The following is a 13,985-nucleotide window of genomic DNA, read 5'->3' on the forward strand; positions in this document are numbered from 1 at the left end:
ACTCTACTCCTCCTGCCCGCACGCGGCGCGCACGCGCGTCGCGAGCGGCGAGCCCGGGCTCTGCGCGAGCAGCTTCGCCGCGATCGCCTTGCCGGACGCCGCGCGGCCGGAGCGGCAGAGCGCGATTGCGCGGGACGCCTCGCGCTCGGTCGACAGCACACCCCTCGGGTACCGGCTCGCGTGCTCGTTCAGCTTCGAGAGGGCCTGCGCGAACTGGCCCGCCTGCAGCGCCTGCTGCGCGTCGCGCAGCAGCGCGATCTCCGCGTCGAGCCCGCCCCCGCCCGGCCTCGCGGCGGCGGCGGCCGCTGCCGGGGCAGGGCGCGAGGCCGGCGCGCGCTTCGAGCTGGCTGCCGCGGGCGTGGCGCTGGGTTCGGCGGGAGCGCTGGCCTCGGCCGCGGGAGGCGCGTCGTCGCTCGATGCGCCGGCGTGCGGCGTTCGGGGCACCGGGGTCGCGATCCGCGCCGCTTCCTGCGCGCGCGGCGCCTCGGGCGCCCCGCCGGACGTCGGGAGGTAGAGCGCTGCGCCCGTCGCGAGCCCCACGACCAGCGTCGCGAGCCCGATCTTCATGGGGGCGCCGAGCAGCGTGAAGGCCGCCCCTTTCGCGACCGCCGTGCTCGCGCTCGCGGCCATGCTCGCGGCCGCGGAGCCGACCGTGGGCGCCGCCGCCGCGGCGCTCGTGGCGCCGGCGACCCCGGCCTCCGCGGCGCTCGTGGCGCCGGCGACCCCGGCCTCCGCGGCGCTCGTGGCGCCGGCGACCCCGGCCTCCGCGGCGCTCGTCGCGCTCGCGGCCACGGCGGTGGCCGCCGTCCCGGCCAGGCCGAGCCTCGCCCACACGGCGGCGCGCATCCGTCGCCGGTCGTCGTCAGTCGGCTCGTCCGCCTCGCGAAGGGCGTCCAGGAGCCTCCGCTCACCAGCCTCCAGCTCATCCATTGCGGCCTCCTCGGATCTTGGCGTGGTGGCGGTTCACCGCGTCGGAAAACGCCTGTCGAGCGGCCCTCAGCCGCGCATACACGGTATTGATGTTCACCCCGATACCCTGCGCGATCTCCGTCACCGGCATCTCTTCCAGCTCGGCGAGGAGGAGCACCACGCGCTTCTCCTCGTCGAGCGACGAAAGGAGGTCGTGCGCGACGCGCGCGGCCTCCGCCCTCGTCATGGCCTCGTAGGGGCTGAGGTCGCTCGGCCCTGCGAGCAGCTCCGGATCCACGGTCTCTCCCGTCCCGCGGTGGGCCGGGCTCTTGCGGCGCAGCGATCTCCGGTGCGCCTGCACGACGTTGACCGCGATCCCGAAGACCCACGTCTTCAGCGACGAGAGGCCCCGGAACTCGGGGAGCCGCCGGTGCACGACGACGAACACCTCCTGGCACACGTCCTCGTGCGCGGAGGTGTCGACGCCGAGGCGGCGCACGGTCCGCCAGACGAAGGGAAAGATCTCCTCGTACACCTCGGCGAAGTCGAGCGGCGCGGCCTTCGGGCCGGCCGCGGGGGCGGCGGAGGCCGCGCCGGCGGGCGGCGGCGAAGGCGGAGCGACCGCCGCGCGGGCGGTCACGGGCTGCACCTCTCCGCGTGGGGCAGCGAGACGTAGAGCTCGCCGAGCGCGGTGAGCTCTCCGCGCGCGCCGAGCAGGTCGACGTTGGGGATCGCCTCGGTCCGCCCGGAGAACCAGGCGTACCGGAAGACGTCGGGGTCCGCTTCGAGGAGGGGCACCGCTTCTCGCATGTAGGCTGCCTGCGCTTCGGGCGATCGATCCGCGCCGTCTCCGCACGAGAACTCGGTCAGCCAGATGGGGCGCCGGTAGCGTTTGAGCTCGCCGAGGTACCACTCGAGCGCAGGCCTGTCGCAAGCGTACCAGTGCGCCGCGATGAAATCGACGCGACAGCCCTCGCAGGCGGCGAAGAAGGCGTCGAGGTAGGCGAACGGATCGGTCTCGTGGCAGCCGCCGCCGCAGAAGTTCACGGCCGGCGAGACGATCTGGAGACCCTTCTCGTCGGCGATCTGCTCGATCTCGGGCCACAGCGCCGCGGCCTCCGCGGCGGAGAGGTCGGCTTGAGCGAAGAAGTTCGGCTCGTTGAACGCGAGCAGGTACTTCGCCCCGCTCGGGATGGCCGCCTTGACCTGGCCGGCGTCGAAGCGGCCGCCCCAGACCATCGGTACGAACTCGACGCCCAGGTCGACGTAAGCGCCTCCCCGGAGCTCCTCGTCGGGGACGTCCGCCCAGTTGTACCACCAGCCGACGCTGGCCGAGAGGGCCGCGAGGTCGGCGACCGCGTGGTGGCCGTACGCGATGCCGCGCTTGCACGGGCGCCCCGCGGCTGCTCCGCCGCCGCCCGCGCCGCCGCCGCCGCCGCCCGCGGCGCTGCCGCCGCTCGCGGCGCTGCCGCCGTCGCCGTCTCCCGTGCCGACGCCATGCCCTGCTTCGCCGCCGGTGCCACCTGGGCTCATGAGGCCTGCCCCCCCATCACCCGCGCCGGTCGTCCCGTGGACATTTCCAGCACCACCGCCTTCGGTGGCGCCTTGGTGGAAATTTTCCTCCACACAGGCGACGGACAGGAAGAGCCCGAGCAGGGGGCTGATGCCGCGGAGAAGGGCTTTGGGGTCTCGACGCATGGATCCGAGGGGGCTGGTGACCGGAGCCGCCCCATTCCGTGACGGAAAGTGAGGGATGGGGATGCGAGGCTCCTTCGGGGTCGCCGGTGGGCTGGCATTCCGCGGCTGGCGGGCGGATCCTCTGCTGCCGCGCACCAAGGCCGACAGCGCGCACCTTTGCGCGCTTGACGGCCGCGAGGAGCGCGTCGAGGAAAAGCGGATGACACCCCTTCGCTGGCTTGCCGCGCTTGCTGCGTTCACCGTTCCGTTTGCGATCTCGGCGACGGCCCTGACCCAGGACGGCTCTCCCCTCCCGCCGCCTCCCCCGGCGCCGCTTCCGTCTGCCTCCGCGCAGCCAGCGCCGGCGCCGACGCCGTCGCCGTCCCCGGCGCCGACGCCGCCGCCGTCGCCGTCGCCGTCGCCGTCGCCGGCCCCGACGCCGGTGCCGCCCGCGCCCGCGCCGCCGCCGGCACCCGCGCCGACGCCGATCCCGTCGCCATCGCCGACGCCGGTGCCGCCCGCGCCCGCGCCGCCGCCGGCACAGCCGCCGCCGGTCGCGCCCGCGCTGCCGCCGGTCGTCGCGCCCGCGCTGCCGCCGCCGGTCCCGCCCGCGCTGCCGCCGCCCGCGCTGCCGCCGCCGGCCGCGCCCGCGCTGCCGGTTGGGCCGGCGCAGCCGGCTGCGCCCGCGCCGCCGCCGTCCTACGCGCCCGCGCCGCCGTCCCCCGTCCCGCCCGCGCCGCCGCGTCCACCCCGGAGCCAGCCGGCGCGGCCGAGCGCTGCGCCGCCCCCGACCGCAGCCCCGGTGACAGCGACGGCGCCCGAGCCGGCGCCGGCCGAGCCGGAGGAGAAGGCGCCCGAGGACAAGGAGCCCGAGGGCAAGGCGCCCGAGGAGGAGGACACGAAGGATGGCGTCCGGCTCCGGTATGGCAGCACCCTCGGCGGCGGGGTCATCAAGTCACCGACGGGCACCGGCGCCGCCTTCGCGTGGACAGGCCGGGTCGGCGTGCAGATCAACCACACGTTCGGCCTGTATTACCAGAACACCCCGATGCTGACGCTCACCCCGGAGAGCACCGCGAACAGCGCCGGGTTCGATGGGGGGTTCATCGACTACAACTCGCTCCTCGCGAGCTTCACCTTCTTCCATGTCCTCGATTTCGGCGCCGGTCCGTCGATCGATTACGTGTCCGTCGCGTCCTGCTCCGCGGAGTACGCGGGGCTCGCGTCGAACGCCGGCTGCGAGAGCACCGCGGCCTGGTACTTCGGCGCGCACGCGCGCGGCGCCCTGATCCTGGGCGGCCTCGACGGCGACGGACCGCGGCGGAACGGCTTCGCGATCGCCGCGGAGCTCCATCCGGCGTTCCTGCCGGACGGCCCGACGTTCACCTTCACGGTGGGGATCGGCGGAGAGTGGTATTGAGCAGCGCCGGCGCGAGCGTCGAGGGGCCGCCGCGGCCGGGGGGGCGCTGCGCGGCGCCCCGGCCTCACCGCAGCGCCGCGCGCAGCGCGCGGACCGCCTGGCTCTGCGTCGGCTGGTCGAGGAAGCCGGCGAGCCAGGCGGGGTCGAGATCGGGGAAGAAGGCGCTGCGGGCGCGCGGCTGGTAGCCCTCGTTCGAGAGCGCGAAGACGCGGAGGCCCTCGTCGCGATCCCACACCCAGACCTCGGCGACGCCGAGGCCGCGGTAGATCTCGAGCTTGTCGAGCCCGCCATGGGTCCAGACGACCTCGATGGCGAGGTCCGGAACCTCCTTGTTCGTGTCTCCGACGATGTAGCACTCGTCGGGCTCGGCCCCGCGCGCCTTCAGCTCGTTGCGGAGCGTCCACGCGCCGTAGCCGCTGAGCTCGATGCCTCGCTCATCGCAGTACGCCTCGAGAAGGCGCGCGATGGTCGTCTTGATCCCTTCGTGATCGCGAGATGGGCTCATCAGCTCGATCGCTCCGTTCAGGTAGTACATGCGCACACCGGCCCGGTCTCCTCGCACGGCGAGGAGGATCTCGTAATCCTTCCATGTCATCCCGTAGAGAAGGATATGCTGGTCGTTCTCTTCGTGGCGGGGCCGCGGTCGCTCGGCCTCGGGGACGACGGATGTCGGCATGGACGCCATACGCCGGAGGATACCCGGTCGCGCGGCCGCCGGCGAGCTTCGCCGTGCGCCGCCGGGGAGCCCGGGAGCGTCTCAACGCGGGCGGCGAGCGATGTGGCTGGGGCGATCGTCCTGGAGCCGGCGCCCAGGTGGCGACGTGGCTGGACGGTCGTGCCGCGGCGGCGCCCACGTCGCGACCCATCCAGGATTTTTTCGGGAACGGCGACGATCGCTGGGCAGATAGAGCTCGAAGACGCGCTCACCACGGATCGCCGGAACAGCGGATCGAGCGCTGAAGAGCAACAACGATGTAGCATTCCGGGTCAACAAGAAGATTGGCGCGGCGGTTGGCGAATTCATGGGAGCTATCGCCATGCGGTCTGGGCTGGTGCACGAGGCCCTCGGTCAGCTACTCGGCCTGCTCTCAGCACCGGAAAGGGGAGCAGACTCGGGCCGACCGTCGGGCCCGATGCCGCCCTGGTAGCCCATGGAGCCCGGAAGCGACTCGACGTCCGCCGACGTCCGCCGGCCCGCCCGGACGCGCGAGGGGTGGGGGAGCAAGCGGCGGAAGGGGGCCACGTGCCCGCCTGCGCCGACACACCCTCCACGGCTTGGCCCAGCCCGAGGTGCGCCTCGCCGAGCCCTGGCTGCTGTGCCGTAACCCCTCGCCCGGGCCTCGCCTGACGCACCTGGTGCATCTCCACCTTGACAGTTGAACAGTACTGCGCAAAAGTTCGACCGGGTAGGCCTGCGCTCGCGCCCCCTTCGAAAAGAGGAGATGACAATGCCCATCATCGGAAGACAGTGCACACGCGATGGCAGAACGGTCTGCCTTCGGATGAGTCAGGCCGATCTGCCGGTAAACCTCGAGGGGCCCGGGCTCACGCTCGTTTACGGGTGGTCGAGCGAGGAGCGCCGCGCGCGAGGGCTCCCGGCTTCGATCCAAGGCGTCGAGTTCCGCACGGACTCGGGCAAGCTCCTCGTGTTCGACCACTGCCCGTTTTGCGGAGAGGAGTTCGCGGGGAGCGCGACGAGCGTCCGAGCGACCGTGGCGCGACGCGCCGCGCCGGAACCCGCCCGCACCGAGCTGCCGCCGGTGGGGGTCGAGCGCCCACGGCGGGACGTGCGCGCGATCGAGGTCGTGCCGCCTCGCCCTGCGAGCGCGCCGGCGCGCGAGCAAGCGGCGAGCGCGCCGGCGCGTGAGCAAGCGGCGAGCGCGCCGGCGCGCGAGCAAGCGGCGACGGGCTCGACATCGCTGAAGGTGCTTCGCGAAAAGCTCGGGCTCTCGCAGGCCGAGCTCGGCGGAAAGCTCGGCCTCGCGCGCAGCTCGGTCGCCAACTACGAAAACGGACGGTCACCGCTCTCGCAGCGGGTCCGCAAGTGGATCGCAAAACACGAAGCGAAGCTCACCGAGGGGGGAAACGGCGCAGCCCGCCGCGGGAGCGCGGCCGCGTAGAAGGCCACCGGGGCCAGGCTCTGTCGGACGAGCCCGCAAAACCTACGTTCAAGAAGAGCTTCCTCAGGAACGTGCCCGAGAGCGCCCGGACGCTCAGGCTCGCGCGGGAGTGGCTCGGGGAGGGCGCGCGGCGGTCGAACGCGATGTCTCCACGAGCGCGCCGAGCCGCCGTGGCTGCACGGGCCCCGGCGCCGTCCTGAGGACGCCTCCGCGTTCCATCCATGTCCGTGCCGATGATCCGCCGCGACAGCGCTCGAGGTGCCGTCGATGAGCTGCCGGACGCGCGCATTCCCCCGGATGCCAGGATCCCGCCCGATGACAGGAGGTGATGGAGCGGAGGGCCTTGACGGGCGTGCGCACTGACGCGGTCGACGTCCGGGCAGAATGCTCACACCGGTGCGCCGGCACACGTGATGCTCGAAGCGGGCGCGGACCCTGGCCACGCCGCGCGGGGGCCCGCCGGCTGATTCAGAGAAGAGGTTACACCATGAGGACGATCGGTATCGCAGCGGGAGCGCTCGTGTGCGCCGCCGCAACGGCAGCCTTCGCGCAGAGCCCGTCGCCCTCGACCGAGAACGCCCCGCCGTCCGAGCCGGGCGAGGCTTCGCGCCAGGCTGGCGATGTGCTGACGGCACCGGTGCGCGCGCCGAACGCGGCGTTCGAGCTGGGCGTCAGGGCGGGCTACACACAGGGGTTCGGCTCCATCACGTCGGACCGCCGCGTGGGCGCCGGCCCCGGCGGTACCGTCGGCGTGAGCCTCGATGACCGGATCAATCCACGCTGGTCCATCGGCGTGAGCGGTCAGTACCAGGCCTACGGCTTCCGCGGGGCACGGACGAACACGGCCACGCTGCGCGGCACGACGGTAGACATCCACGGCACCTACCACATGTCGCCGTATACCCGGTTCGATCCGTACATCACCGTCGGCTCCGGATACCGCCTGTTCGTCGAGTCGCCCCAGGGCCAGGCGCCGGCGAGGCTCACGCACGCCATCGAGCTCGGCAAGATCGAGTTTGGCGCCGACGTGCGCCCGTCGGAGAGCGTGGGCATCTCGCCGGTGATCGGCGCCGATCTGAACCTCTTCCTGTGGCGCGCCGGCGGCAGGGCGGAGTCTGCGTCGCTGAGCAACAAGACCGTGAACACGTTCGTGTTCGCCGGCGTCAATGGACGCTTCGACGTCGGCGGCACGCGCGAGAGCAGCCCGGTTCGGTAGAGGTGGGCGGGCCGGGCCGTCTCGAGGGCGCCGGCCCATCTTCCCCGATGGGGATGTGCCTATGGGTCCGTTCGTTTCAAGCGTTCGAAGGGGGGATGAGCTTCATGCTGGTCGACGTCGACACTGTACGGAATAACCGCGGCTGGTTCGTGATGCTCGGCCTGGCCTTCATGGTGCTCGGGCTCCTCGCGATTCTCCTGCCCTTCGTCGCCTCCCTGGCCACCACGATTGTCATCGGGTGGTTGATGCTGATCGCCGGCCTGATCGAGGGCTATCACGCCCTGCGAGCTCGAGCATGGGTCGGTGCTGGTTGGGAGCTCGTAAGCGCGGCGGTCCACGTGGTGGCCGGCGGCCTCGTGGTGGCGTTCCCGTTGACCGGCAAGCTCGCGCTGACGGCGATCCTGGCCGCGTATTTTGCCGCCGAGGGGGTCCTCAAGATCCTCCGTGCTTCTCAGCACCGCAGGGTGCAAGCCTCGGGTTGGCTCGTGTTCGATGGCCTCCTCTCGTTGGCGCTCGGGATCCTGATCCTCATGCGCTGGCCGAGCGCCGCGGTGTGGGCGATCGGCCTGCTCGTCGGCGTCCAGCTCCTTGTCGGCGGAGCGTCCATGTTGCTGATCGGGCTCAGCACGAGGTCCGAGGCGCGCGTATAAGTCGGGACGACCGCGCCGCGCCACCCCGAACAAAGTTTCTGGCGACCGCTCCTCTCCGTCCGGGATGTGTCCGGCAACGCCCCGATGAGGCAGCCGCGCCGTGTGGCCCGGGCACGACGCGGCGCGACACCTCCGGCTGTGCGTCCGCCGCGCCCCTCCAGGCGCACCCGACCCCCCGGGAAGGCGGCGACTGCCGCCGGAGTTAGACGGGTCCAACCTATGGCGCTGGACAGCATTTGGGTCTTGCGGCGCAGCGCCGATCCGTGAGACTTCCCATGGGGGAGGCCGCAAAAGGAGACGAGCTAGATAGACCTGGTCCGGCGGCTTCGGCTGACCGATCGACTGACAGTCAGGCGCCTACGAAGGGCTTGAGTCCGGAATGGTCGGCCAGCCAATCGTGCGCGAGGCGGCCGGCGCCTCACTACCGCGCGCGCCCGCTGAACCGCGTGTCAGGCGACGTAATCCACCCGAGCACCACCATGAGAAATCGCCTCGCGAGCTGCAGTTGCGGTAAGTTGTCGGCCGAAGTCGAAGGCGAGCCGATTCGCGTGTCCGTCTGTCACTGCCTGGCCTGCCAGCGAAGAACCGGGAGTGTCTTTGGCGCTCAAGCCAGGTTCAGTCGCGAGAGCGTGAAGATAAAGGGGCACGGGAAGGACTTCGTTCGGATCGGAGACGAAGGAACGAAGAGCACCTTCACGTTCTGTCCTGAATGTGGCGCCACCGTCTATTACGCAATGGCCGGGTACGAGGACACGATCGCCATACCGGTGGGAGCCTTTGCGGACCCGGCGTTCCCCGGTCCAGCGTTCTCGGTCTATGAAGAGCGAATGCATAGCTGGGTGGTCATGCCGCAAGACATCGAGCACATGCGCTAGTACTACACCGCGGTTAGGGAGCCCGGGCGCGGGCAATCGGCCGATTGCCCGCGCCCGGGCTCCCTGACCGCGGCTGTAGTACTCGGTGCGGATCTGTCCGGCGTCACGACGCACGGCGACCTGCGCGCCGGGCTCGAGGTCTGCCTCCGCGGACTGAGCGCTCCGCGCTGAGGGGCTCTCGCCGCGCGGCGCCGACGGCCCCGGGGCTACGCGCGCGTCAGCGAGACGACGAACTCCAGGAAGGCGCGGACCTTGGCCGACATGAGCGGCGCGGCGTGATGGTACGCGTAGAGGGGGTACGTCTCGTCGGCCCACTCCGGGAGCACTTGAACGAGCCGCCCGTCCGCCACGAGCTCGCGCGTGTAGAGCTCGAGGAGCTGCGCGATCCCCTGCCCGGCGAGGCACGCCGCGAGGAGCGGACCGACGCCGTTCACCATCAGCTGTCCAGCGGCGTTCACGGGGACGACCTTCTTCCCGCGAACGAACTCCCATCCGAAATGGCTCCCCGTGGTGGGATCCCGCATCAGGATGCACGGATGCTTCTCGACGTCGCTCGGACGGCGCGGCGCCCCGTGGCGCGCGATGTACGCCGGCGAGGCGCAGGTGACGATGCGCGTGCGCATGAGCAGGCGGGACTTCAACGAAGACGGCTCCGGGAGGCCGAACCGGACGGCGACGTCGAAGCCGTCGCGCACCAGATCCCCCATGCGATCGCGCACGGCGATCTCCACGGAGAGGTCGGGGTGCTGCGCGAGGAACGGCCCCAGCCGAGGCGTCAGCACGAATTGCCCGATGCTGCCGTCGACGTTCACGCGCAGGCGGCCGCGAACCTTGGCCCGCGAACCCGCCGCCTCGATCGTCGCATCCTCGATGGCCGAAAGGTGGGGCGCGACGGACTCGAAGAAGCGAAGCCCCTCGTCGGTCAGCGAGATGGACCGGGCGGTGCGACGGAACAGGCGCACGCCCACCCGGTCCTCGACGCGCGCGACCGCGCGGCTGACCGCGGATTGCGTCAGGCCGAGCGCCTCCCCCGCGCGCACGAAGCTCCCGGCCTCCACGACCGCGCGGAGGACGCCGAGGCCGTCCAGCAGATGCCTGTCGAACGGACGAGACATACTTTTGTTCATGCTCAGGCTTCCGAGTATGCACGTGCGGAAGGCTCGACGCAGCCGCAATCTCTTCCGCGTCGAGGCCGCGGCAGCGCGGCAGAACAGCCTTCTGCAAGGAGACCAGAACCATGCGTGTCTTCGTCACCGGCGCCACGGGTTTCATCGGATCTGCCATCGTTCAGGAGCTCCTCGGCGCGGGCCATCGGGTGCTCGGCCTGGCCCGCTCGGAGGCGGCCGAGAGGTCGCTCGCCGCCGCCGGCGCCGCGGTGCATCGGGGGGCGCTCGAGGACGCCGACAGCCTGAGACAGGGTGCGGCTGCATCGGATGGCGTCGTCCACACGGCGTTCGTTCACGACTTCTCGAACATGGCGGCCGCCGGCGAGACCGACAGGCGCGCGATCGAGGCGCTCGGCGCCGCGCTTGCGGGCTCTGGCCGTCCCCTCGTCGTCACCTCCGCGACCGGGCTCCTCGCGCCGGGCCGCGTCGTCACGGAAGAGGATCCGCCCGATCCCGGCTCCGTCGGCGCGCACCGCCGGGCCTCCGAGGGGGGCGCCCTCTCGCTGGCGTCGCGCGGCGTGCGCGTATCGGTGGTGCGCCTCCCGCCGTCGGTGCACGGCGACGGCGATCACGGCTTCGTCCCCGCCCTCATCCGCGTCGCGCGCGACAAGCGGGTCTCGGCGTACGTGGGCGACGGGCGCAACCGGTGGCCTGCGGTGCACCGGCTCGACGCAGCCCACCTCTACCGGCTGGCGCTCGAGAAGGGGCCCCCGGGCGCCACGTTTCACGCGGTCGACGACGACGGTGTGCCGACTCGAGACATCGCGGACCTCATCGGCCGACGCCTGAGCGTGCCGGTCGTCTCGAGATCGCCCGAGGAAGCGGCCGAGCATTTCGCCTGGCTCGCGCGCTTCTTTGCGTTCGACAACCCGGCGTCGAGCGCGCGGACGCGCGAGCGGCTGGGATGGAGTCCGCGGCAGCCCGGGCTCATCGCCGACCTCGAGCAAGGGCATTATTTCGAGACCTGAAACGGGAGGACATCGCATGATCACGACGAGCCAAGTGAGGTTGGGCAAGAGCGGTCCTTCGGTGTTTCCCATCGCCCTCGGGTGCATGGGCATGGGGGCTGGGAGCTGGTACGGGGCAGCGGACGAGGCCGAGAGCATCGCGACCCTTCACGAGGCGCTCGAGCGCGGCGTGAACGTCCTCGATACCGGCGACTTCTACGGCATGGGGAAGAACGAGCTCCTCGTCGGCAAGGCGCTGCGAGGCCGCCGCGACAAGGCGCTCCTCAGCGTCAAGTTCGGAGCGCTCCGCGGGCCGGACGGCGAGATCCTCGGGCACGACGCGCGTCCGGCCACGACGAAGAACGCCCTGGCGCACAGCTTGACGCGCCTCGGGGTCGACCACATCGACATCTACAGGCCGTCGCGCCTCGATCCCAGTGTTCCGATCGAGGAGACGGTGGGCGCCATCGCCGACATGGTGAAGGCGGGCTACGTCCGCTACATCGGCCTGTCCGAGGTCGGTGTGGAGACGATCCGGCGCGCGGCCAAGGTGCATCCGATCTGCGACCTGCAGATCGAGTATGCGCTGGTGAGCCGGAGCGTGGAGGCCAGCATCATCCCGGCGCTTCGCGAGCTCGGGATCGCGATGACGGCGTACGGCGTCCTGTCCCGCGGGCTGCTCACGGGCGCGAAGCCCTCGGGGGAGGCCGACTTCCGCGCGCACATGCCGCGCTTCTCCGCGGGCAACGCCGAGAGGAACCAGCCGCTCGTCGACGCGCTGGCGCGCGTCGCGGCGGAAAAGGGCGTGTCCCCCGCGCAGCTCGCCGTCGCGTGGGTCCGCGCGAAGGGGGCGGCGCAGGGCGTGACCATCGTCCCGACGATGGGTTGCCGCACGCGTAAGCAGCTCGCGGAGGCGCTGTCGAGCCTCGATGTCTCCCTCGACGCGTCGGAGATCGCCGCGCTCGAGGCCGCGGTGCCCGCGAGCCAGGTCGCCGGCACGCGCTACGCGGAGGCCCATATGGCCATGCTCGACAGCGAGAGGTGACACCTCGTCGAAGCCGGCGGTCCGCTCTTCGCCAAGCGCCCGGCCGGGCGCAGCTCGGGAGCATCGCTCGGAGCTCGAACGGCTCAGAAGTAGCCGTTGAGCGGAGGGGCCTTGCCGTTGACGACGAAGTCGCCGATGGCGGTGGCCTTGCCGTGCGTCGGGTTGTGGGTCGATGCGGTGCGAATGTTGCGCCAGTGCCGATCGAGATTGTAGACGGACTGCGTCGCCGAGGCGCCACCGACGTCGAACAAGCGGGCAGCGGTGGCGTAGGAGAAGCGGTCGATGGCCACCTTGGCGAGCGCCGAATGGATCTGGGCGCGCTCGGCGAGCGCCTTGTCGGGCAGGCCATCGTTCACGGACCGAGCCGCCTCGTCGATGACGTCCGCTGCAGCCAGCACGATGGCGTCGGCGGCGAACGAGTCGGCCGCGATCTCGCCGACGACCTGCAGCACCTGCGGATCGGCCGTGGGCTCCTTGGCTTGGGCGTGGGCAAAGTTGCGCTTGCGCCGGCGCACGAGCGCGACGGCGTCGTTCTTCACCGCGCGCAGGATGCCGGCCGCGACCGCCTGCAAGTACAGCTGCAAGAAGGCGTACTGGTAGCTCGGCGCCTGCGGGCCGTCGGGATGACCGTAGACCTCGACCTCGTCGTCGGCCACGAAGACGTTCTCGAGGAGGGTGGTGCCCGTGCCCGTCAGGCGCTGGCCGAAGCCGTCCCAATCGTCCTCGAGCTTGAGGCCTTCACGGCTCACGGGGATGGTGGCCGCCGCGACGTTGCCCTCGGGTGTCGACGCGAAGATCAGCGTGTAGGTCGAGAAGAGGCTGCCCGTCGAGTAGTACTTCTTGCCGTTGAGGCGATAGCCCTTGCCGGACGCGTCTCGGGTGAGCGTGGTCTCGAAGTAGAGGCCGACCGCCTTCGTGCTCTGCTCGCTGAAGCCGTTGCCGAAGATATGGCCGTCGTTGACGAGCTTTATGTTGCGAGCGCGGAGCGGATCGCTGAGCGGCCGCTGCAGCTGCGCCTCCACGAACCAGTAGTGCACGCGGAGGATGTGCACCACGTTGGAGTCGGCCTCGCCGAGCTGGATCAAGAAGTCGAACAGCTGGCGCAGCGTGACGCCCGCGCCGCCCTCGGCGACAGGGATGCGAAGCCGCCCGAGCCCCGCGTCCGCGATCTGCCGGATCTGCTCGTGCGGGGCGATGCGCTTGGCTTCGCGCTCGGAGGCGCCGGCAGCGATCTGCGCCAGCAGCGCCTTCAACTCGGGCGAGCCGAGCTGCAAAATGGCAGAAGGGCCATGGCCGGTGCTGGCCTTGGCGCTCGATTTGTGGGGGGTGTCACTGGTCGCGGCCGACGTCGTCATTTAGATTTCCATCTCTCGTTGCAGCGAGCCATGCCCGCCGTTTGCCAGCGCCCTGCAGCCAGCATGCCAGGCGAGCGCAGCCCGCATGCCAGGCCGGATGGGTCTGCTCGCGTCACAAAAGCCGAGACGGGCGCGCTGTGGCGCGTGGCGCTCGCGGCGTTGCTGCCCGAGCAACAGCGCGAGGGCACGGCTGCGCGCTGGGCAGCAGCCGGCGGGCGGTCACCCGCGTCATGTCACCGCTTCCCCCGCGGTGCTGCGCCCACCCCAGCGCGCGTGTGGCACGAGCGTTGCTCGACCCTCGCACTCGATCGCCGGAGTTCGGCTCGCGCGTTGTCTTCCGCGGAATTCGTCATGGATGTTCGTGAGCGCTACGGCTTCAAGACGCGGCTGATCGGCCCCGCCGAGCTGATCGCAGATCGCATTCGCCAGTACCACGAGGTCGGCGTCGACCTGATCCTCGCTGCCTTCCTGCACTATGAAGACGAGCTGCCACGCTTCGGCGAGACGGTGATCCCGTTGGTGCGCCGAGGGCGCGCAAAGGCCCGCACCGAGCTGTGGAGCAGCAACGGCGTGCTCGCCTGAATCTACCCCCTTCCCCTCCGCGA

The 13,985-nt window shown here is 71.3% G+C and carries 13 protein-coding genes and 1 pseudogene; 8 read left to right on the forward strand and 6 right to left on the reverse strand.

Annotation, left to right across the window (positions count from 1 at the left end):
• Positions 1-3: 3 nt before the first annotated feature.
• Genes WMF43_RS08125 through WMF43_RS08135 form a run of 3 tightly spaced genes read right to left on the reverse strand, consistent with a single transcriptional unit; the run spans position 4 to position 2,607 of the window.
• Complete coding sequence (locus WMF43_RS08125; protein WP_437678830.1) at positions 4-930, reverse strand: hypothetical protein; 927 nt, start codon at positions 928-930, stop codon at positions 4-6.
• On the reverse strand, positions 923-1,549 hold the full coding sequence (locus WMF43_RS08130; protein WP_437678832.1) for an RNA polymerase sigma factor: 627 nt from the start codon (positions 1,547-1,549) through the stop codon (positions 923-925). Before WMF43_RS08130 ends, WMF43_RS08125 begins: the two co-directional genes overlap by 8 nt.
• A complete protein-coding gene (locus WMF43_RS08135) occupies positions 1,546-2,607 on the reverse strand; it encodes a glycoside hydrolase family protein (protein ID WP_437678834.1) in 1,062 nt (353 codons plus the stop codon). Before WMF43_RS08135 ends, WMF43_RS08130 begins: the two co-directional genes overlap by 4 nt.
• Positions 2,608-2,806: 199 nt before the next feature.
• Here WMF43_RS08135 and WMF43_RS08140 point away from each other — a divergent pair, with 199 nt between their 5' ends.
• Entirely contained in the window at positions 2,807-4,006 is a 1,200-nt protein-coding gene (locus WMF43_RS08140) for a hypothetical protein (protein ID WP_437678836.1), read from the forward strand.
• 64 nt (positions 4,007-4,070) lie between these two features.
• Here the strand turns inward: WMF43_RS08140 and WMF43_RS08145 are convergent, their stop codons facing one another.
• Complete coding sequence (locus WMF43_RS08145; RefSeq protein ID WP_437678838.1) at positions 4,071-4,682, reverse strand: Uma2 family endonuclease; 612 nt, start codon at positions 4,680-4,682, stop codon at positions 4,071-4,073.
• 826 nt (positions 4,683-5,508) lie between these two features.
• Between WMF43_RS08145 and WMF43_RS08150 the strand changes: the two genes are divergently transcribed.
• The 4 genes from WMF43_RS08150 (at position 5,509) to WMF43_RS08165 (ending at position 8,867) form a co-directional block, all read left to right on the forward strand.
• On the forward strand, positions 5,509-6,126 hold the full coding sequence (locus WMF43_RS08150; protein ID WP_437678839.1) for a helix-turn-helix domain-containing protein: 618 nt from the start codon (positions 5,509-5,511) through the stop codon (positions 6,124-6,126).
• A 487-nt stretch (positions 6,127-6,613) separates the two neighbouring features.
• Complete coding sequence (locus WMF43_RS08155; RefSeq protein WP_437678840.1) at positions 6,614-7,342, forward strand: hypothetical protein; 729 nt, start codon at positions 6,614-6,616, stop codon at positions 7,340-7,342.
• 95 nt (positions 7,343-7,437) lie between these two features.
• Positions 7,438-7,992 (forward strand): HdeD family acid-resistance protein, encoded by a 555-nt coding sequence (locus WMF43_RS08160; RefSeq protein ID WP_437678842.1) that lies wholly within the window; start codon positions 7,438-7,440, stop codon positions 7,990-7,992.
• 479 nt (positions 7,993-8,471) lie between these two features.
• The gene (locus WMF43_RS08165) at positions 8,472-8,867 is read left to right on the forward strand and encodes a GFA family protein (RefSeq protein ID WP_437678844.1); all 396 of its coding nucleotides are present in this window, start codon (positions 8,472-8,474) and stop codon (positions 8,865-8,867) included.
• 206 nt (positions 8,868-9,073) lie between these two features.
• Here the strand turns inward: WMF43_RS08165 and WMF43_RS08170 are convergent, their stop codons facing one another.
• Entirely contained in the window at positions 9,074-9,982 is a 909-nt protein-coding gene (locus tag WMF43_RS08170) for a LysR family transcriptional regulator (RefSeq protein WP_437678846.1), read from the reverse strand.
• A 122-nt stretch (positions 9,983-10,104) separates the two neighbouring features.
• On the opposite strand from WMF43_RS08170, the gene WMF43_RS08175 reads away from it, so the two are divergent.
• Both WMF43_RS08175 and WMF43_RS08180 read left to right on the forward strand, forming a co-directional pair.
• Entirely contained in the window at positions 10,105-11,001 is an 897-nt protein-coding gene (locus tag WMF43_RS08175; protein ID WP_437678848.1) for an SDR family oxidoreductase, read from the forward strand.
• A 16-nt stretch (positions 11,002-11,017) separates the two neighbouring features.
• Entirely contained in the window at positions 11,018-12,025 is a 1,008-nt protein-coding gene (locus WMF43_RS08180) for an aldo/keto reductase (protein ID WP_437678850.1), read from the forward strand.
• 83 nt (positions 12,026-12,108) lie between these two features.
• On the opposite strand, the gene WMF43_RS08185 is transcribed toward WMF43_RS08180, so the two are convergent.
• Positions 12,109-13,380 carry an acyl-CoA dehydrogenase gene (locus WMF43_RS08185; RefSeq protein WP_437678852.1) on the reverse strand — a complete coding sequence of 424 codons (1,272 nt, stop codon included), beginning with the start codon at positions 13,378-13,380 and terminating at the stop codon, positions 12,109-12,111.
• Between the two features lie 372 nt (positions 13,381-13,752).
• Between WMF43_RS08185 and WMF43_RS08190 the strand changes: the two are divergent.
• Positions 13,753-13,962 (forward strand): annotated as a pseudogene (locus WMF43_RS08190) (hypothetical protein); the annotation flags it as partial.
• Positions 13,963-13,985: the final 23 nt, after the last annotated feature.

Source organism: Sorangium sp. So ce131, from assembly GCF_051519095.1.
Lineage (GTDB): Bacteria > Myxococcota_A > Polyangia > Polyangiales > Polyangiaceae > Sorangium.

Excerpts from the sequence above, each read along its gene's own strand:
- WMF43_RS08125 (WP_437678830.1), bottom strand. The coding sequence starts at position 930 with ATGGATGAGCTGGAGGCTGGTGAGCGGAGGCTCCTGGACGCCCTTCGC.
- WMF43_RS08135 (WP_437678834.1), bottom strand. The coding sequence starts at position 2,607 with ATGCGTCGAGACCCCAAAGCCCTTCTCCGCGGCATCAGCCCCCTGCTC.
- WMF43_RS08140 (WP_437678836.1), top strand. The coding sequence starts at position 2,807 with ATGACACCCCTTCGCTGGCTTGCCGCGCTTGCTGCGTTCACCGTTCCG.
- WMF43_RS08145 (WP_437678838.1), bottom strand. The coding sequence starts at position 4,682 with ATGCCGACATCCGTCGTCCCCGAGGCCGAGCGACCGCGGCCCCGCCAC.
- WMF43_RS08150 (WP_437678839.1), top strand. The coding sequence starts at position 5,509 with ATGAGTCAGGCCGATCTGCCGGTAAACCTCGAGGGGCCCGGGCTCACG.
- WMF43_RS08155 (WP_437678840.1), top strand. The coding sequence starts at position 6,614 with ATGAGGACGATCGGTATCGCAGCGGGAGCGCTCGTGTGCGCCGCCGCA.
- WMF43_RS08160 (WP_437678842.1), top strand. The coding sequence starts at position 7,438 with ATGAGCTTCATGCTGGTCGACGTCGACACTGTACGGAATAACCGCGGC.
- WMF43_RS08165 (WP_437678844.1), top strand. The coding sequence starts at position 8,472 with ATGAGAAATCGCCTCGCGAGCTGCAGTTGCGGTAAGTTGTCGGCCGAA.
- WMF43_RS08170 (WP_437678846.1), bottom strand. The coding sequence starts at position 9,982 with ATGTCTCGTCCGTTCGACAGGCATCTGCTGGACGGCCTCGGCGTCCTC.
- WMF43_RS08175 (WP_437678848.1), top strand. The coding sequence starts at position 10,105 with ATGCGTGTCTTCGTCACCGGCGCCACGGGTTTCATCGGATCTGCCATC.
- WMF43_RS08180 (WP_437678850.1), top strand. The coding sequence starts at position 11,018 with ATGATCACGACGAGCCAAGTGAGGTTGGGCAAGAGCGGTCCTTCGGTG.
- WMF43_RS08185 (WP_437678852.1), bottom strand. The coding sequence starts at position 13,380 with ATGACGACGTCGGCCGCGACCAGTGACACCCCCCACAAATCGAGCGCC.